This is a genomic window from Duganella paludis (genome assembly GCF_054461335.1).
The window spans coordinates 334,721-352,525 of the sequence record NZ_CM136922.1; the positions used below are offsets into that span (position 1 = coordinate 334,721).

Consider the following 17,805-nt stretch of genomic DNA (forward strand, 5'->3'; position numbering starts at 1 on the left):
GTTCGAGTGAGGACGATTATGCTCGCGACATCTAAAGTTGTAAAACGAAAAATTTACCGCTTTACTATCGATAAAATCGATCATACAGCGTGCCGTTATCATAACGGAACGCTGGGCAAAGGGTATCTGTCTTAAGGGATGTAGCCGGCTTACCCGGCAGGGTAGCTGCGTATGGATTCCCGCGTGCGCGGGAATGACAGCTCGTCAGCCGCGAATGCGGGAATGACGGACCGTCGTTCCCGCGAAAGCGGGAACCCATGCTGAGTATATTACGCCGCGATCGCAGCGTCGGTGGCAGGCGTTTGCTTCAGTATCCGGTTCAGCAGGCGCTGTTCCAGCGCGGCGAAGGCCGCATTGCCACGCGCGCGCGGGCGTGGCAGGTCCACTTTCAAGTCGAGCGTGATACGCCCGTCCTCGATCAGCACGACACGATCGGCCAGCGCAATCGCCTCCTGCACATCATGCGTCACCAGCACCGCCGTGAAGCCGCGCGCCAGCCACAGCGACTCGATCAACTGCTGCATCTCGATCCGCGTCAGCGCATCGAGCGCACCGAGCGGCTCGTCGAGCAGCAGCAATTGCGGCTCGTGCAGCAAGGCGCGCGCCAGCGCCACGCGCTGACGCTGACCGCCGGACAGCTCCGCCGGCCAATCGTTGGCGCGCTCCGCCAGGCCCACCGTGGCCAGCGTGGCGGCCGCCGCGTTCAGCGAATGCGGCAAACCCAGCGCCACGTTCTCCAGCACCGATTTCCACGGCAGCAGGCGCGCCTCCTGGAACATGATGCGGATACTGGCGGCAATCGCGCCCTGCCCGATCTTGATGCGACCCTGCTCCACCGTCTCCAGTCCGGCGACCGCGCGCAACAAAGTGCTCTTGCCGCAACCGCTGCGGCCCACCACTGCGACAAACTCGCCCGCCTGCAGCTCCAGCTGCACGTCATGCAGCACCTGACGCGAGCCGAAGGATTTGTTCACGCCGTCCAGGTTGAGCGAGACGCCCTGCCGGCGCGGCGGCGGCGACGACGTCCAGGTGGCGCTTTCGCGCGGCAGCGCGCCGGCGTCGAATAATGCGTTGGATATAAACATGCTTGCTCCTTAACGGTATGCGGGGTTCCAGCGCAGGAAATGCTTCTCCATCCCGCGCGATACCAGGTCGGCCAACTTGCCCAGCAAGGCGTACAACAAGATCCCCACCAGCACCACGTCGGTCTGCAGGAACTCGCGGGCGTTCATGGTCATGTAGCCGATGCCGGCTTGCGCCGAAATGGTCTCGGCCACAATCAGCAACACCCACACCAGGCCAAGCGAGAAGCGCACGCCGACCAGGATGGACGGCAGCGCCGCCGGCAGGATCACATCGCGATACAGCGGCCAGCCGGACACGCCGTAGCTGCGCGCCATTTCGATCAGGCCCTGGTCCGCCGAGCGGATGCCATGGAAGGTGTTCAGATAGACCGGGAAGAACACGCCCACCGCCAGCAGGAACAGCTTGGCCGTTTCGTCGATGCCGAACCACAGGATCACCAGCGGAATCAACGCCAGCGCCGGGATGTTGCGGATCATTTGCAGCGTGGTGTCGAGCAGCGTTTCCGCGCGGCGGAAGCTGCCGGTCAACAGCCCAAGCAACAGGCCCAGGCCGGCGCCGATGGCGAAGCCGCTGATGGCGCGCCACAAACTGGTACGCAGGTGCACCCACAGCTCGCCCGATACCGCCAGCGTCCAGAAGGCCTTCGCCACCGCCCAGGGTTCGGGCAGGATGCGGCTAGACAGCCAACCCAGTTGCGAAGACGCCTGCCACACTACGATCAGCAGCACCGGCAGCACCCACGGCGTGAACGCGCTTTGGCGCTGTTTTGCCTGGCTCATATCACGCCGCCTTCTTCTTCGGCACGATGTCGCTGGCCATGATCTCGCCGAACGGGCCGCTCAGCGATTGCTCGCCGTGGTCCTTGCCCTTGCCCAGCAGCGGGAACACCAGCTCGGCGAAGCGGTACGACTCTTCCAGGTGCGGATAGCCGGAGAAGATAAAGGTCTCGATGCCGATCTCCTGGTACTCCTTGATGCGCGCTGCCACGGTTTCGGGGTCGCCCACCAGCGCGGTCCCGGCGCCACCACGCACCAGTCCCACGCCGGCCCAGAGGTTGGGCGATACTTCCAGCTTGTCGCGACGGCCACCGTGCAGGGCCGCCATGCGCTGCTGTCCAACGGAATCCATTTTCGAAAACGCCGCCTGTGCCTTGGCGATGGTTTCATCGTCCAGATGGCTGATCAGTTCATCGGCGGCACGCCATGCTTCCTCGTTCGTCTCGCGCACGATGACGTGCAGGCGGATGCCGAACTTCACCTTGCGGCCATGCTTGGCGGCGCGCGCGCGGATGTCTTCCAGCTTTTCCGCCACGGCGGCCGGCGGCTCGCCCCAGGTCAGGTAGACGTCCATCTGCTCGGCCGCCAGCTCGTGCGCCGGCTCCGAGGAACCGCCGAAGTACAGCGGCGGATACGGTTTCTGCACCGGCGGGTACAGCGTCTTGGCGCCCTTGACCTTGATATGCTTGCCGTCGAAGTCGTAGCCCTTGTCGCCGCCCTCGCCCGCCAGCGACGCGCGCCAGACGCGGATGAATTCATCCGAGATTTCGTAGCGCTTGGCGTGGTCGGCGTACAGGCCGTCCGCTTCCAGCTCGCCCTGGTCGCCACCGGTGACCACGTTGATCAGCAGGCGGCCGTTGGACAGGCGGTCGAAGGTCGACGCCATGCGCACCGCGAGGCCCGGCGTGGTCAGGCCCGGGCGGATCGCCACCAGGAACTTGAGGTTTTGCGTCACGTGGATCAGCGACGACGCCACCACCCATGCGTCTTCGCACGAGCGGCCGGTCGGCAGCAGCACGCCGTCGTAGCCCAGCGTGTCGGCGGCCACCGCCACCTGTTTCAGATAATTGGCGTCGATCGGGCGCGAGCCCTTCGAAGTGCCGAGGTAGCGGCTGTCGCCGTGCGTAGGGATAAACCAGAATACATTAAGAGACATCTTCATTCCTTATTGCGCTGCCAGCTGCTTCGGCGACAGCTGTGCATCTTTGACGGCGATCGGTTTCGGGATCAGTTTCAGGTTGGCGAAGGCATCGGCCAGCTTTTGCTGCTGTTCCAGCACTTCGGCGGTAATCGGCTTGACGCCGTAGGAGTAGCGCGACGCGGCCAGCGCCACGACTTCAACATCGAGGCCGGTCTGCGCGGCCAGGATCTGGGCCACGTCCTTCGGATTCTTGGCGCCCCACTCGTCGACCTTGGCGATTTCCTCCAGCAGGATGCGAACAATGTCGCTGTTCTTTTCGGCGTATGGACGCGCGGCCAGGTAGAACTGGTGGTTGGCGACCAGGCCTTTGCCGTCGGTCAGCACGCGCGCGCCCAGCTGCTTCTCGGCGGCGGCCAGGAACGGATCCCAGATCACCCAGGCGTCCACCGCGCCACGTTCGAACGCGGCCCGCGCATCGGCCGGCGGCAGGTAGATCACATTGATATCCTTGTAGCCGATGCCGGCCTTCTCCAGCGCCTTCACCAGCAGGTAGTGCACGTTGGAGCCCTTGTTCAGGGCGACCTTTTTGCCCTTCAAATCGGCCAGGCTACGCAGCGCGGAGTCCTTGGGCACGACCACGGCTTCGCTGCCCGGCGATGGCGGCTCGTTGCCGACATAAACCAGGTTGGCGCCGGCCGCCTGCGCAAAGATCGGCGGCGCTTCGCCGACGGTGCCGAAATCGACGCTGCCCACGTTCAGGCCTTCCAGCAGTTGCGGGCCGGCCGGGAATTCGGTCCATTTGACCGTGACGTTGCGCTGCGCCAGCCGCTGCTCCAGCGTGCCGCGCCCTTTCAGCAGGGTGAGCGTGCCGTACTTCTGATAGCCGATGCGGACTTCCTGCTTGGCGGGCGCTTGCGCCTGTGCCTGACCCGCGCCCGCCGCCATCACGCCGGCCGCGAACAACAGTCCCAATGTGTGGCGGCGCGCTGCGCGTTTCTGCTCGATACTCATTACTTTCTCCTTAGCGTGCCAGGCGCACTGGCTGTGCGCTGGCGACAAATACATCTTCCGGCTGCTGGCGCAAGGCGTTCAGCGCGGCGGACAAGGCGTCCACGCCGGCCTGCACGCGCCAGGCGATTGCCGTGTCCACGGTCAAGCCACTGACATCGCTCCAGGTGAGCTGCTGCGAGGTGGCGTAAATACTGGTGAATACCTGGCGCGCATCGAGCGCATGCAGCACCGGGCGCAGCGCGTAGTCGAGCGCCAGCATGTGCGACTGGCTGCCGCCGGTGGCCAGGGGCAGCACCAGCTTGTCCTTCAAGCCGTCTTGCGGCAGCAGGTCGAGGAAGGCTTTCAGCACGCCGGTGTACGAAGCTTTATAGATCGGCGTGGCAATCACGATGGCATCGGCTTCGGCGACGCCGTCAATGGCGCGCTTCAGGGCCAAGTCGGCGAAGTCCGCGTGCAGCAGGGCTTTCGCCGGCAGGTCGCGCACATTCAGTTTGGTGTTGCGGTGGCCGAGCGCGGCCAGCTTGTCGCCTACGTGGTCCAGCAGTCGTCCGGTGCTGGAAGGTGCCGCAGGACTGCCGCCGAGTAGAAGAATGCTCATGTTCCATCCCCTGTCTTTTAATGGTGAAAATTGTGGAAGCCAGAATAAATCCACGCGATAGAAATCAAAACGAATAGTTTTACGTTTTGATATGCGAAAACTAAAGCATGATTTTTTTACATATCAAAACCCGGATTTCTTCGTTTGCCGCGCTAGCAAGCATCTGCATACTGGCGGCACCGACTCCTCTATCTAGTGGACATACCATGTCTAATGCACTGCTAAAAACGCAGCCCCATGATCCGCTCCAGATCGCAACCGAACTGGCGCTGCGCCTTGCCAGCACCGCCAATGCCCGCGACCAGGCCGGCGGCCACGCCGCCCAGGAGCGCGAGTGGATCCGCGAATCCGGCCTGCTTACCCTGTCCATCCCCACCGCCTACGGTGGCCAGGGCGCGGACTGGCCCACCGTCTATCAGGTGATCCGCATCCTGGCCCGCGCCGACAGCGCGCTGGCGCACATCTTCGGCTTCCATCACCTGCAACTGGCGGGCATACAGCTATATGGCACGGCGCAGCAGCAGCGCCGCTTCCTGACGCAGACCGTGGAGCAGAATCTTTTCTGGGGCAATGCGCTCAATCCGCTGGACAAGCGCACCTCCGCCACCGAAGCCGATTACGGCTTCCAGATCGACGGCGTGAAGAGTTTTTCCTCCGGCTCGGTGGGCTCGGACTGGCTGACCATCTCAGCCTGGCACGAAGAGACCCAGTCCGCGCTGATCGGCGTGGTGCCGACACGCCAGTTGGGTGTGTCCGTGCAGGCCGACTGGGACGCCTTCGGCCAGAAGCAGACCGACAGCGGCAATGTGCATTTCAATCAGGTGTCGCTGCCGTCCACGCAGGTGCTGCAGGCGCCGGGCATCAAGCCGACGGCGCAGGCGACCTTGCGTTCGCAGGTGGCGCAGCTGATTCTGGTGAATCTCTACCTAGGCATCGGCGAAGGCGCGTTTGAAGCGGCGCGCTCGTACATCGCGCAGGAAGCGCGTCCGTGGTTCGCCTCCGGCGTGGCGGCGGCCGGCGCCGATCCGCTGGTGCAGCATCGCTTCGGCAAACTGTGGCTCAAGCTGCGGCCTGCGTCGGTGCTGGCCGATCATGCGGCGCAGGAGCTGGAGCGGCTGTTCCGTCTTGGCGCGGCGGTCACCGCGCAGCAGCGCGGCGAACTGGCGGTGTCCGTGGCCGAGGCCAAGGTGCTGGCGCATGCCGCCGGAGTGGACGTCAGCAGCGAGATCTTCGAATTGACAGGCGCCCGTTCGACGTCCGCCAAATTCGGCTTCGACCGCTATTGGCGCAATGTGCGGGTGCACAGCCTGCACGATCCGGTCGACTACAAAATCCGCGACCTCGGACGCTATGCGCTCGACGGCACGCTGCCTGAACCTAGCGCTTACTCGTAATGACTACTCCCCTGATTCGCATTGAACATGCAAGCAAATCGTTCGGCGACTTTCATGCGGTGCGCGATGTATCGCTGGACGTCGGCCACGGCGACATCTTTGGCCTGATCGGCAAGAGCGGCGCCGGCAAGTCCACGCTGCTGCGCCTGATCAACCTGCTGGAACGTCCGGATGCAGGTGCAATTATGGTCGATGGCCGCGAGCTGACGTCGCTGTCGAAGCGCGACCTGCGCGACGCGCGCGCCAACATCGGCATGATCTTCCAGCAGTTTAATCTGCTGCAGAACGCCACGGTGTTCGAGAACGTGGCCTTCCCGCTGCGCATTCACGGCGGCCAAACCAAGCAGCAGATCGCAGCGCGCGTGGCGGAATGCCTGGCGCTGGTGGAGCTGAGCGACAAGAGCGACAGCTATCCTGCGCAGCTGTCGGGCGGCCAGAAACAGCGTGTCGCCATCGCCCGCGCGCTGGCCAGCGGGCCGGCGGTGATGCTGTGCGATGAGCCGACGTCCGCGCTGGATGCGGAAACCACGCGCGCGCTGCTGGCGACGCTGAAGGACATCAACCAGCGGCTGGGCGTCACCATTGTGATCGTCAGCCATGAGCTGGACGTGATCGGCGAGATCTGCAACCGCGTGGCGGTCATCGAGAACAGCGTGATCGCCGAACAGTTCGCGCTGGACGACACGGCCAGCCTGGCCGCACCGCGCCAGACCGCGCTGGGCCGCGAACTGGCCGCCGCAGTCGCCAGCCGCTCCCCCGTCGCCGCGCCACACCGCGCGAATCCCGCACGTCCGCCGGCTGCCGCAACCAATCAGGAGACACTGCATGTCTGAACTCATCTCCTCACTGGCCGTTTCGGCCAGCGCCATCTACGCCATGCTGCCGGAAATGTGGGAAGCTCTGGGCCAAACGCTGACCATGCTCGCCATCGGCCTGTCGGCCGCCATCATGGTCGGCGGCCCACTCGGCATCCTGCTATTCCTGGTGGCCGACGGCCAATCGCTGCAAAACCGCCCTGCCGCACTGGTTCTGGGCTGGCTGGTGAACACGGTACGCTCCTTCCCGTTCATCATCCTGCTGGTGGCGCTGGTGCCGTTCACGCGCATCATCGCCGGCACCTCCATCGGCCCGCTGGCCGCCGCCGTGCCGCTGTCGTTCGCCGCCATCCCCTACTTCGCGCGGCTGGTCGAACAGAACCTGCGCGAAGTGCCGCGCGGCGTGATTGAAGCCGCCCACGCCATGGGCGCATCGGAACTGCAAATCATCCTGCGCGTGCTGCTGGTGGAAGCGCGTTCCGGCCTGGTGCTGGCGCTCACGGTGCTGTCGATCAGCTTCCTGTCCTACTCCGCCGTGGCCGGCGTGGTGGGCGGCGGCGGCATTGGCGACCTCGCCATCCGCTACGGCTACTACCGCTTCGAAACCGACATCATGGTCGCCACCGTCGCCATCCTGATCTTCATGGTGCAGGCGATCCAATTCACCGGCAACCGCATCGCCAAACGCATAGACAAACGCTAAAGGAACCAACATGAACACTCGCCGCACCCTGCTGCTGGCCGCAATCGCCGCCGCAGTCAGCCTCTCCGCCCACGCCAAAGATCCAAAGGAAGTCGTGATCGGCACCAGCGCCGGTCCATACGCCGACCAGGTCAAGCTGGGCATCAAGCCTATCCTGGAAAAGCAAGGCTACAAGGTCAAGCTGGTGGAATTCAACGACTACATCCAGCCCAACTACGCGCTGGCTGAAGGTTCGTTGGACGCCAACATCTTCCAGCACATCATCTACCTGACCAAGTTCTCGGCCGACCACAAGCTGCCGCTGTCGGAACTGATCAAGATCCCGACCGCACCCATCGCCATCTACAGCAAAAAACACAAGACGCTGAACGACGTAAAGGAAGGCACCACCGTCGCCCTGCCGAACGACCCGACCAACCAGGCGCGCGCGCTGGTGCTGCTGGACCAACTGGGCTGGATCAAGCTGCGCGAGAAAACCGATCCAATCAAGGCATCGGAAAAAGACGTCGCCGTCAACATCAAGAAAATCAAGCTGCTGCCGCTGGAAGCCGCGCAGTTGCCGCGTTCCCTGCAGGACGTCGACTATTCCTTCGTCAACGGTAACTACGCGCTGGCCTCGGGCCTGAAGCTGAAGGATGCGCTGATCACCGAGAAGATCTCGCCTTCCTACGCCAACCTGGTCGCGGTGCGCACGGCCGACAAGGACAAACAATTCGCCAAGGACATCGCCGCAGCCTACCGGTCGCGCGAATTCCTCGCCGTGACCAACAAGCACTTCGCCGATTACGCCAAGACCGACTACCAGCTCGCACTCGAAAAGTGATGCGGCCGACGGCGTTATTTCATGACCAGCTTGTGTAGGAATTCGTAAACCACCAGCGCGAGAAACAGAAGCGGCAGCGCCTGGATCACCAAGCTGGGGATTGCAGCGACGTGGATGACTTTTTCTAAAATCGTGTAGGCGATGGAGCAGAAAAAGGCTGTGGCCAGGATCCACTTTTTCTGGGCGACGAACACTCCAACGCAAGTTACCGAACCGGCCAAGCTCAACATAGTCGCAATTTGCATATTCAGGCTTTAAGAAAATTAACGCCCGAAAGTTATCACATGCGGCGCCAATCGGGCGACACGTTCCGGCGGTCGAATTAAACTACGTTGAGTATGGCTAAAAAACCAACTCCACTTCCAGACGCCGAACCGCTATTGCGCGTGCGCTCGACCATCGATGCCGCCGAGATGGCGCGCATCTATGCCGGCGTTCGGGCGATGAGCGTTGAACGATTGACCGTCCAACACCGGGCACGTGTGGCGCGCATGCTGAGGCATCTGCCGACGTCCACGCCCCGGCATCTGGCCATCGCGAAGTGGCTTTGTATCGGCGGCTTGACCGTATCCATCGCGATGACGGGCGTAGGCGGCCTGCCATTTCACGGCTATCCTCTGGAGCTGCTGTTTGCGGCATTTTTTGCGGTAATGCTGGTGCTGTGCCTTGGTCTGCCGAAGTTCACCGCATGGGTGGAAAAATGCCGCGAGCGGCTATTTGAGTATCTGGCGCTGAAAACCGCCAACCGCACCCTCAAGGCAGCGAGGAAGAACCTGCCGTTCGAGGCTGAGTACCAGTTCTTTGGCGATGAGGTGGCGTACTCGCGCATCATCGGCGAGCAGGAGCAGTTGATCTGGAAACGCAGGCTTCAGGGCACGTGTCTGCCCGGTGACGGCTTCACGCTGCTGTATAAGAAACCGACTTCGCAGGAGCCCTACGGCATTCTGCTGCACGCGCCATCCCCTGAATTGAACGCCCAGCTGGATCAACTGGGCTTGCAAGTTTAGTCGTTACGCATCTGCGCTTGCGAGACATTGCTGGCCGGCGGCACGCTTTGCGTCAGCCACACGTTGCCGCCGATGGTGGAACCGGCGCCGATGGTGATGCGGCCCAGCACCGTGGCGCCAGCGTAGATCACCACGTCGTCTTCCACGATAGGATGGCGCGGCACGCCTTTGATCAAGGCGCCCTGCTCGTCCGCCGGGAAGCGCTTGGCGCCCAGCGTGACGTGCTGGTACAGCCGCACGCGCTGGCCGATGATGGCCGTTTCGCCGATCACCACGCCGGTGCCGTGATCGATGAAGAAGCTGCCGCCGATCTGCGCCGCCGGGTGGATGTCGATCCCGGTCAGCGAGTGGGCGATGTCCGAAATCAGCCGCGCCAGGAACGGCGAGCCGAGACGGTGCAGGCTGTGCGCCAGCCGGTAGTACAAAATCGCGATGGTGCCCGGATAGCACAGCATGATCTCGGCCACCGAGGTCGCCGCCGGATCGCCCGAAAACGCCGCCTGCACGTCCGACACCAGCAAGGCGCGCACCTCCGGCAAGCTGGCCGCGAAGCGGCGCGTGATGTCGTGCGCCTGCTGCGTGAGCGCTTCTTCGTCGGGGATCGCTTCTTCCGACGAGAACTGCAAGCCGCGCCGCACCTGCTCGGCCAGACGGTTCAAGGTGGTGTTGAGCGTGTCGCCGACGAAGAAGTCGATGCTCTCGTCGGTCAGGTTGGGACGGCCGTAGTGCGTCGGGAACAGTACCGCCTGCAGGCCGTTGACGATGGTGGTGAGCGCCTCGCGCGACGGCAGCTCGCGCACGCGGCCATGGTGGCGGATGTTGTGCGTGGCTTCGCGCGATACGCGCAGCTGTTTGATCACGCTGCCCAGGTTCCAGTGCGAGGGCTTGACGGAGGTGCCGTCAAAGATATCTATAGTCATTATTGTCTCGAATTCGAAAAACAGGGGCGTAGTCGCCCACTTTGCAGCATAACCAGTGACGCAATACAGGCCAACGAAGGATTTCAGCCATTCTTATGCGGTAAGCGCATATCGCGTAAAATGCCGGGTCCAACGAACAATACGCTATTCATGAATATTTTGCTGACGCTGCTGCTGGCGGGCCTTTCCATGGTCGGTCCACTGGCCATCGACACCTATCTGCCGTCCTTCCCGGCCATCACGCAAGCCTTCGACGCCAGCCCGCTGCTGGTGCAGCAGACGTTGTCGATGTTCCTGTTCTGCTTCGCCTTCATGATGCTGTTCTACGGCACCCTGTCCGATTCCTTCGGCCGCCGTCCGGTGATTATCGTCTCGCTGGTGCTGTACATCGTAGCATCGGTAGTGGCGGCCATGGCGCCGTCGATCGGCGTGCTGCTGGCTTGCCGCATCGTGCAGGGTTTGGCGGCGGGCGCCGGTTCGGTAGTGGGCCGCGCCATCGTGCAGGACCGTTTCTCCGGCGCGGCTGCGCAGAAAATCCTGTCGCACATCATGATGGTGTTCGGCCTGGCGCCCGCGATCGCACCGGTGCTGGGCGGTTGGCTGCAGGTGAGCTTCGGCTGGCGCTCGATCTTCTGGTTCCTGAGCGCCTTCGGCGTGCTGATGCTGGTGGCCGTGTACCGCGCGCTGCCGGAAAGCCTGGCCGTCAAGGACCGCCATCCCTTCCATCTGGGCGTGATCGCGAAGAATTACTGGATGGTGCTGAGCCATCACCACTTCCTGCTGCTGTCGGTGGCTGTCGGCATGTGCTTTGCGGGCGTGGCGCTGTATATCGGCTCGGCCGCCTACTTTGTGATGAACATCCTGCACCTGCCGGAAACAGCCTTCGCCTGGATGTTCGTGCCTCTGATCAGCGGCATGGTGATCGGCTCCGCGCTGTCCGGCAAGTTCGCGCTCAAGTTCTCGCGCAAGGCGCAGGTGTGGCTCGGCTTTGCGGTGATGATCGGCGCCGGCATCATCAACGTCGGCTACAACCTGTTCTTCGTGGCGGCCGTGCCTTGGGCTGTGATGCCGTTGTTTATCTACTCCTTCGGCCTGGCGCTGGCGATGACGCCGCTGTCGCTGATCGCGCTGGAATACTTCCCGAACAATAGCGGACTGGCGGCGTCGATGCAGTCCTTCATCCAGATGCTGCTGTTCGCGCTGGTGTCCGGACTGGTGGCGCCGCTGTTGTTCGACAGCGCGCTGAACCTGGCGTGGGGCGTGCTGGCTAGCCTGATCCTGAGCGTGATCGCCTGGCTGCTGGCGCAGACCGGCAAGCCGGTGGTGCACGACTGATCAAGGCCAGGGCGCGGGATTCAGGTCGACATACTGCGCCCCGCCCTGCTCGGGTTCGCGGTCCACGGACTGCCCGGCTGGCGTCTGCGCCGGATTGCGCAGGCCCAGTATCTCCTTGCGCGACTCGACGAAGTCCGCGCTCGACAGCGGGTTCTCCTTGTCCGGCCAGTTCTCCACGGCCCAAGCCTGCAACTGCTCGAACCGCTGCCACAATTCGCTGATAAATTGGCGACGCTCATCTTCGTTATCCATACCACCTCCTCTTTACGCCAGCTTGCGCCAATGCGGCCGGAGCGTCGGTACGCAAGATAACCCACTAGCATGTAAAATGATGGATTAAACCGCTCTCCGCCTCATTCAACGAATGCGCCTCACCTCATTTACCGATTACTCGCTGCGCACGCTGCTCTACCTGGCAGCCAATCGGGATCGACTGGTTACCATCCAGGACATCGCCGATTTGCATGTGATATCAAAAAATCACCTGATGAAGGTGGTGTACCAGCTGGGCCTGTCCGGCCTGGTGGAGACGGTGCGCGGCCGCAATGGCGGCCTGCGGCTGGCCAAGGAACCAAAAGACATCAATATCGGCGCACTAGTACGCGCAACGGAGACCGATTTCTTCATGGCCGAATGCTTCGACCGCGCCTCCGACACCTGCCCGCTGACCCACGACTGCAAGCTGAAGCACACCCTGAACGACGCCACGCGCGCCTTCCTGGCCGTGCTGGATCAGCAAACGCTGGCAGACATGCTGCCGGCCGATCCGGTCGCATCCCAAACCAAACCAGTGCGCATCATGCGCAACGCGGCCAGCCGCTAGAGGTGCTAGGCTGCGTCCTGCCGCAACTGCGGCAGCGATGCCATCAGGTCCGAGAAGCGCTGCCCCTGGATCATCACGTGTTCGCGCAGGAGTTGCGCGGCCAGTTCGCCGTCGCCGTCGATGATGGCTTTTACTACGCCGTCATGCTCATGGTAGGAAGTCGCCAGGCGGTTGCGCACCCGCAGTTGCAGGCGGCGATAAGGACGCAGACGGCGATATAGCGCCCGCGTTTGCTCGATCAGGAATTGATTGTGGCTGCCGGCGTAGATGGCCTCGTGGAACACTTCGTTCTTGTAGTAATACTCATCCGGCTCCTGCGCCTCCAGCGCATCCTGGCAAGCCTGATGCGCTGCCAGCAAGGCCTGCTGCTCTTCCGGCGTCATGCGCCGCGCCGCCAGGCGGCCGCAGGTCGATTCCAGTTCCGACATCACTTCAAACATTTCCACCAGTTGCTGCGGCCCCAGCTCGGCCACGATGGCGCCGCGCCGTGGGCGAATCACCACCAGTCCCATCGACGACAACTGAATCAAGGTCTCGCGGATCGGTGTGCGCGAGACGCCAAAGCGCGTGGCCAGTTCGGTCTCGTCCAGATGCTGGCCGGGCTTGAGCTCGCCGACAGCGATCATTTCTTCGATTTGTTCCCGGAGGGTGGCGGAATGCGTGGTCATGTACGCATTATATCGCTTGACAATGTATTCGCAACCGCTATTCTTGTATACACAAAAAAGATTATTGCATATTGAATGCGAATTAGATAATATTTCCTGACATCAACCCTTGGAGGACGTATGACCGCTTACACCCGCAGATCTGCTCTGGCTACTCTCGGTGCCCTGGCCGCTACCCCGTTGTTGTTGCAACCCGCCTGGGCGCAGACAGCGCTCAAGATCTCCCACCAGTTCCCCGGCGGCACGCTGACTGAAGGCGATTTCCGCGATCGCCTGACGCGCATGTTCGCCGCTGAAGTGGAGAAGCGCTCCAAGGGCGCACTGAAGTTCGCGATTTACCCCGGCTCGTCGCTGATGAAGACCAACGCCCAGTTCTCCGCCATGCGCAAGGGCGCGCTGGACCTGTCGCTGGTGCCGCTATCCTACGCCGGCGGCGAAGTCCCGGAAGTGAACATCGGCCTGATGCCCGGCCTGGTCACCTCCTACGACCAGGCCTACGGCTGGAAGAACGCGGAAGTGGGCAAGGAACTGGCGCGCATCCTGTACGACAAGGGCATCGTGATGCTCAGCTGGATCTGGCAAGGCGGCGGCATGGCCTCGCGCGGCAAGCCGGTGGTCGATCCGGACGACGCCAAGGGCATGAAGATCCGCGGCGGTTCGCGCGAAATGGACCTGATGCTGAAAGCCGCCGGCGCCGCCGTGGTGACGCTGCCATCGAACGAAATCTACGCCGCCATGCAGACCGGCGCCATGGAAGCCGCCCTGACCTCCTCTACTTCGCTGATCTCGTTCCGTCTTGAAGAAGTATCGAAGGCACTGACCACCGCGCGCGCTGGTTCCTACTGGTTCATGCTGGAGCCGCTGATGATGTCGCGCGCCATCTTCGACAAACTGCCGAAGGACCAGCAGCAGATTTTGATGAACGTCGGCGCGGAACTGGAAGCCTTCGCGCTCAAATCGTCCAAGGAAGACGACCAGCAGGTCGCCACCGTGTATCAGAAAGCCGGCGCCAAGGTGGTGGACATGAATCCGGGCGCGCTGCAAAAATGGCAGACCATCGCCAGGGCCACGGCGTGGAAGGACTATGCCGAGAAAAACGCCAGCTGCGCCAACCTGCTGAAACTGGCGGAGAAGACGCTGTGAGCCACGGCGTTGAACTGACGCCGCCGCGCGGCCCGGCGCCGCCGGACAACGCCGTCATCGCGGCGCTGCAGGCGGGCCTCGACAAGGTCAATCGCGGCCTCATGGCCTTGTCCATGATCGCGCTGGTGTTGACGGCGCTGGTGCTGACCTACTCGGTGGTGTCGCGCTATTTCTTCCATGCGCCCACCGACTGGCAGGACGAAGCGTCGGTGTTCATGCTGGTCGGCGTCACCTTCTTCTGCACCGCCTACGTCCAGCACCATCGCGGCCATATCGGCATTGAAGCCATTGCCGGCCTGCTGCCGCGCCGCGTGAATGCGATCCGCCTGTTTGTGGTCGACCTGGTGTCGACGCTGTTCGTCGGCTTCTTCACCTGGAAATCGTGGCTGCTGTTCCACGAAGCGTGGGTCGACGGCCAGACCACTTCCTCGACGTTTGCGCCGCCGCTGTGGATACCCTACTCCATGATGGCCGCCGGCATGACCCTGCTGACGCTGCAACTGCTGCTGCAAACGCTGACGCGCATCACCAACAAACCGGAGCATGCAGCATGAGTGAACTGACCTTGGGCGCTCTGTACGGCGCCGTCACGCTGGTGGTGATGTTCTCCGGGATGCCGATCGCATTCGCGCTGGGCGTCGTGGCCACCGGCTTTATGTACTTCTTCATGCCGTCGTCGTCGCTGGACACCATCACCCAGAACGTCTACGAAGAGATGGCGTCGATCACGCTGCTGTCGATTCCCCTGTTTATTTTGAAGGGAGCGGCCATTGGCAAATCGCCGGCCGGTAAAGACCTGTATTCGGCCATCCACACCTGGATGCACAAGGTGCCAGGCGGCCTGGGTATCGCCAACGTGTTCGCCTGCGCGCTGTTCGCCGCCATGGCCGGCTCCTCGCCCGCCACCTGCTCGGCCATCGGCTCGGCCGGCATTCCGGAGATGCGCAAGCGCGGCTACTCGCCTGGATTCGCGGCCGGCATCATCGCCGCCGGCGGCACGCTGGGGATTCTGCTACCGCCGTCCATCACCATGATCCTGTACGCGGTGGCTGCCGAGCAGTCGCTGGGCCGTTTGTTCCTGGCCGGGATCGGCCCCGGCATCCTGCTGGTGGTGCTGTTCGCCGGCTATGCCGTCTACCGCGCCCGCAAGGAATACCGCATGGCGCTAGAGATCTACCAGAAGGGAGGCGAGAAGTCCGCCTATCTGGAGGACGAGCACTTCACCCTCAAGGAGAAGGTCGAGATGCTGCCGCGCGTGCTGCCCTTCATCGTGCTGCTGATCGGTGTCATGGTCGCACTGTATGGCGGCTTCGCCACCCCGTCCGAAACGGCGGGCCTGGGCGCGCTGCTGGCGATGGCGCTGCTGGCCGTGATCTACGGCGTGTGGAAGCCGAAAGACCTGTCGCCGATACTCGGCTCGTCGATCCGCGAATCGACCATGCTATTGCTGATCATCGGCATGTCGCTGCTGTATTCCTATGTGATGAGCTACCTGCACATCAGCCAGTCGGCGGCGGCCTGGGTGGTCAGCCTGCACCTGTCGAAGTGGGTCCTGCTGGCGGTGATCCTGCTGATGGTGATCGTGTTCGGCTTCTTCCTGCCGCCGGTATCGATTATCCTGATGACGGCGCCGATCATCCTGCCGCCGCTGCGCGAAGCCGGTTTCGATCTGATCTGGTTCGGCATCGTCATGACGGTGGTGATGGAGATGGGGCTGATCCATCCGCCGGTGGGGCTGAATATATTCGTCATCAAGAACATCGCACCGGACATTCCGCTCAAGGATGTGATCTGGGGCGTGTTCCCCTTCCTGTTGCTGATGGTGGTGGCCGTCGTGCTGCTGTGCGTCTTCCCGTCCATTGCAACCGGCCTGCCTGACATGATTATGGGAGCAAAATAAAATGTCCTGGAACACCTTGCAGCAAAATCGCGATGGGCGATTGCAGCGCGCGCGCACGGCGCTGGGCAATACGCTGGACGGCAAGAGCGTGCCGGCGGCGAACATCGCGGACTTGCTGCATTCGGTCATCGAATGCGGTGACCGCGTCTGCCTCGAAGGGAACAATCAGAAGCAGGCCGATTTTCTCGGCCATGCGCTGGCTAACCTGAATCCGGAACGCGTCAACAACCTGCACATGCTGCAGTCGGTGCTGGCGCTGCCCGAGCATCTGGACGTGTTCGAGCGAGGCGTCGCCTCGCGGCTGGATTTTTCCTTCTCCGGCCCGCAGGCGGCACGGGTGGCGCGGCTGGCGTCGGCCGGCAAGCTGAATATCGGCGCTATCCACACCTACCTGGAGCTGTTCAGCCGCTACTTCATCGACCTGCCGCCGCGCGTGTGTCTGATCGCGGCGGAATCGGCGGACCGCCACGGCAACCTGTACACCGGGCCGAATACCGAGGATACGCCGGCCATCGTGGAGGCGACGGCCTTCAAGCAGGGCATCGTCATCGTCCAGGTGAACAAACTGGTGGACAAGGTGCCGCGCGTGGACGTGCCGGGAGACTGGGTGGACTTCGTGGTGCAGTCGCCACGGCCCTACTACATCGAACCTTTGTTCACGCGCGATCCGGCGCAGATCTCCGAGATCCAGGTGCTGATGGCGATGATGGCCATCAAGGGCATCTACGCCGAGTACGAAGTGCAGCGCCTGAACCACGGCATCGGCTTCGACACGGCGGCCATCGAGCTGCTGCTGCCGACCTACGCCGAGTCGCTGGGCTTGCGCGGCAAGATCGGCAAACACTGGGCGCTCAATCCGCACCCGGCGCTGATTCCGGCGATCGAGGCGGGCTTCGTCAGTTCGATACATTCGTTTGGATCGGAACTGGGCATGGAGGACTACATCCATGCGCGGCCGGACGTGTTTGCGGTCGGTCCGGACGGCAGCATGCGCAGCAACCGCGCCATGTGCCAGGCGGCAGGTCACTACGCCTGCGACATGTTCATCGGCTCCACCTTGCAGATCGACTTGCAGGGCAATTCATCGACGGCGACGGCGGGCCGTATTTCCGGCTTCGGCGGCGCGTCCAACATGGGCGCCGATGCGCGCGGACGGCGCCACGCCAGCCCGGCGTGGCTGAAGGCTGGCGAGCAGGCGCGCGCCGGCCGCAACACCATCCCGCGCGGCCAGAAGCTGGTGGTGCAGATGGTGGAAACCTTCCGTGAGCACATGCAGCCGGCCTTCGTTGAAAGGCTGGATGCGTGGGAGTTGATGGAACAGGCCAAGATGGCGATTCCTCCGGTGATGATCTACGGCGACGATGTGACCCACATCCTGACCGAGGAAGGCATCGCCAACCTGCTGCTGTGCCGCACCGATGAAGAGCGCGAGCAGGCCATACGCGGCGTGGCCGGTTACACGCCGGTGGGCCTGGGCCGCGACCAGCGCATGGTGGAAAACCTGCGCGACCGTGGCATCATCACCCGCGCCGAGGATCTGGGCATCGACAAGCGGCTCGCCACGCGCGACCTGCTAGCGGCCCGCAACATGAAAGACCTGGTGCGCGCATCGGGCGGTTTGTACAATCCGCCCAAGCGTTTCCGCAACTGGTAAAGGAGTCG

20 protein-coding genes are annotated in these 17,805 nt (G+C 63.0%); 11 read left to right on the forward strand and 9 right to left on the reverse strand.

What is annotated here, in order from left to right; all coding sequences use genetic code 11:
* Window positions 1-269 precede the first annotated feature (269 nt).
* Genes ACXZ1M_RS01465 through ssuE form a run of 5 tightly spaced genes read right to left on the reverse strand, consistent with a single transcriptional unit; the run spans window position 270 to window position 4,612 of the window.
* On the reverse strand, window positions 270-1,085 hold the full coding sequence (locus ACXZ1M_RS01465; protein WP_459051464.1) for an ATP-binding cassette domain-containing protein: 816 nt from the start codon (window positions 1,083-1,085) through the stop codon (window positions 270-272).
* 9 nt (window positions 1,086-1,094) lie between these two features.
* Window positions 1,095-1,865 carry an aliphatic sulfonate ABC transporter permease SsuC gene (gene ssuC / locus ACXZ1M_RS01470; protein WP_459051465.1) on the reverse strand — a complete coding sequence of 257 codons (771 nt, stop codon included), beginning with the start codon at window positions 1,863-1,865 and terminating at the stop codon, window positions 1,095-1,097.
* A gap of 1 nt (window position 1,866) precedes the next feature.
* Window positions 1,867-3,018 carry an FMNH2-dependent alkanesulfonate monooxygenase gene (gene ssuD / locus ACXZ1M_RS01475; protein ID WP_459051466.1) on the reverse strand — a complete coding sequence of 384 codons (1,152 nt, stop codon included), beginning with the start codon at window positions 3,016-3,018 and terminating at the stop codon, window positions 1,867-1,869.
* 9 nt (window positions 3,019-3,027) lie between these two features.
* A complete protein-coding gene (locus ACXZ1M_RS01480) occupies window positions 3,028-4,014 on the reverse strand; it encodes a sulfonate ABC transporter substrate-binding protein (RefSeq protein ID WP_459051467.1) in 987 nt (328 codons plus the stop codon).
* A 10-nt stretch (window positions 4,015-4,024) separates the two neighbouring features.
* Window positions 4,025-4,612, reverse strand: a complete 588-nt coding sequence (gene ssuE, locus ACXZ1M_RS01485; protein WP_459051468.1) for an NADPH-dependent FMN reductase — start codon at window positions 4,610-4,612, stop codon at window positions 4,025-4,027.
* Window positions 4,613-4,818: 206 nt separating this feature from the next.
* Here ssuE and ACXZ1M_RS01490 point away from each other — a divergent pair, with 206 nt between their 5' ends.
* From ACXZ1M_RS01490 to ACXZ1M_RS01505, 4 genes are read left to right on the forward strand one after another with little or no spacing between them, the layout of a single operon-like run.
* A complete protein-coding gene (locus ACXZ1M_RS01490; RefSeq protein WP_459051469.1) occupies window positions 4,819-6,006 on the forward strand; it encodes an acyl-CoA dehydrogenase family protein in 1,188 nt (395 codons plus the stop codon).
* The gene (locus ACXZ1M_RS01495; RefSeq protein ID WP_459051470.1) at window positions 6,006-6,839 is read left to right on the forward strand and encodes a methionine ABC transporter ATP-binding protein; all 834 of its coding nucleotides are present in this window, start codon (window positions 6,006-6,008) and stop codon (window positions 6,837-6,839) included. The genes ACXZ1M_RS01490 and ACXZ1M_RS01495 overlap by 1 nt, the downstream gene beginning before the upstream one ends.
* Window positions 6,832-7,524, forward strand: coding sequence for a methionine ABC transporter permease (locus ACXZ1M_RS01500; protein WP_459051471.1), 693 nt, complete (start codon window positions 6,832-6,834; stop codon window positions 7,522-7,524). Before ACXZ1M_RS01495 ends, ACXZ1M_RS01500 begins: the two co-directional genes overlap by 8 nt.
* Before the next feature lie 10 nt (window positions 7,525-7,534).
* The gene (locus tag ACXZ1M_RS01505) at window positions 7,535-8,347 is read left to right on the forward strand and encodes a MetQ/NlpA family ABC transporter substrate-binding protein (RefSeq protein WP_459051472.1); all 813 of its coding nucleotides are present in this window, start codon (window positions 7,535-7,537) and stop codon (window positions 8,345-8,347) included.
* Window positions 8,348-8,361: 14 nt separating this feature from the next.
* On the opposite strand, the gene ACXZ1M_RS01510 is transcribed toward ACXZ1M_RS01505, so the two are convergent.
* Window positions 8,362-8,592: a hypothetical protein gene (locus ACXZ1M_RS01510; RefSeq protein WP_459051473.1), complete on the reverse strand. Its 231-nt coding sequence runs from the start codon at window positions 8,590-8,592 to the stop codon at window positions 8,362-8,364.
* 93 nt (window positions 8,593-8,685) lie between these two features.
* On the opposite strand from ACXZ1M_RS01510, the gene ACXZ1M_RS01515 reads away from it, so the two are divergent.
* Entirely contained in the window at window positions 8,686-9,354 is a 669-nt protein-coding gene (locus tag ACXZ1M_RS01515) for a hypothetical protein (RefSeq protein ID WP_459051474.1), read from the forward strand.
* On the opposite strand, the gene epsC is transcribed toward ACXZ1M_RS01515, so the two are convergent.
* Window positions 9,351-10,274, reverse strand: a complete 924-nt coding sequence (gene epsC / locus ACXZ1M_RS01520) for a serine O-acetyltransferase EpsC (RefSeq protein ID WP_459051475.1) — start codon at window positions 10,272-10,274, stop codon at window positions 9,351-9,353. The two genes, ACXZ1M_RS01515 and epsC, sit on opposite strands and share 4 nt — an antisense overlap.
* Window positions 10,275-10,424: 150 nt before the next feature.
* Here epsC and ACXZ1M_RS01525 point away from each other — a divergent pair, with 150 nt between their 5' ends.
* The gene (locus ACXZ1M_RS01525; protein WP_459051476.1) at window positions 10,425-11,609 is read left to right on the forward strand and encodes a multidrug effflux MFS transporter; all 1,185 of its coding nucleotides are present in this window, start codon (window positions 10,425-10,427) and stop codon (window positions 11,607-11,609) included.
* Here ACXZ1M_RS01525 and ACXZ1M_RS01530 read toward each other — a convergent pair whose 3' ends face one another.
* Window positions 11,610-11,861 (reverse strand): hypothetical protein, encoded by a 252-nt coding sequence (locus ACXZ1M_RS01530; RefSeq protein WP_459051477.1) that lies wholly within the window; start codon window positions 11,859-11,861, stop codon window positions 11,610-11,612.
* Window positions 11,862-11,973: 112 nt separating this feature from the next.
* On the opposite strand from ACXZ1M_RS01530, the gene ACXZ1M_RS01535 reads away from it, so the two are divergent.
* Complete coding sequence (locus ACXZ1M_RS01535) at window positions 11,974-12,432, forward strand: RrF2 family transcriptional regulator (protein WP_459051478.1); 459 nt, start codon at window positions 11,974-11,976, stop codon at window positions 12,430-12,432.
* 5 nt (window positions 12,433-12,437) lie between these two features.
* Here the strand turns inward: ACXZ1M_RS01535 and ACXZ1M_RS01540 are convergent, their stop codons facing one another.
* Window positions 12,438-13,100: a GntR family transcriptional regulator gene (locus ACXZ1M_RS01540; RefSeq protein ID WP_459051479.1), complete on the reverse strand. Its 663-nt coding sequence runs from the start codon at window positions 13,098-13,100 to the stop codon at window positions 12,438-12,440.
* A 120-nt stretch (window positions 13,101-13,220) separates the two neighbouring features.
* Here ACXZ1M_RS01540 and dctP point away from each other — a divergent pair, with 120 nt between their 5' ends.
* The 4 genes from dctP to mdcA are packed head-to-tail and all read left to right on the forward strand — an operon-like array spanning window position 13,221 to window position 17,797.
* Window positions 13,221-14,243 carry a TRAP transporter substrate-binding protein DctP gene (gene dctP, locus ACXZ1M_RS01545; protein WP_459051480.1) on the forward strand — a complete coding sequence of 341 codons (1,023 nt, stop codon included), beginning with the start codon at window positions 13,221-13,223 and terminating at the stop codon, window positions 14,241-14,243.
* Window positions 14,240-14,797, forward strand: a complete 558-nt coding sequence (locus tag ACXZ1M_RS01550) for a TRAP transporter small permease (protein WP_459051481.1) — start codon at window positions 14,240-14,242, stop codon at window positions 14,795-14,797. Before dctP ends, ACXZ1M_RS01550 begins: the two co-directional genes overlap by 4 nt.
* Entirely contained in the window at window positions 14,794-16,143 is a 1,350-nt protein-coding gene (locus ACXZ1M_RS01555; protein ID WP_459051482.1) for a TRAP transporter large permease, read from the forward strand. Before ACXZ1M_RS01550 ends, ACXZ1M_RS01555 begins: the two co-directional genes overlap by 4 nt.
* A 1-nt stretch (window position 16,144) precedes the next feature.
* Window positions 16,145-17,797, forward strand: a complete 1,653-nt coding sequence (mdcA, locus tag ACXZ1M_RS01560) for a malonate decarboxylase subunit alpha (RefSeq protein WP_459051483.1) — start codon at window positions 16,145-16,147, stop codon at window positions 17,795-17,797.
* Window positions 17,798-17,805 lie beyond the last annotated feature (8 nt).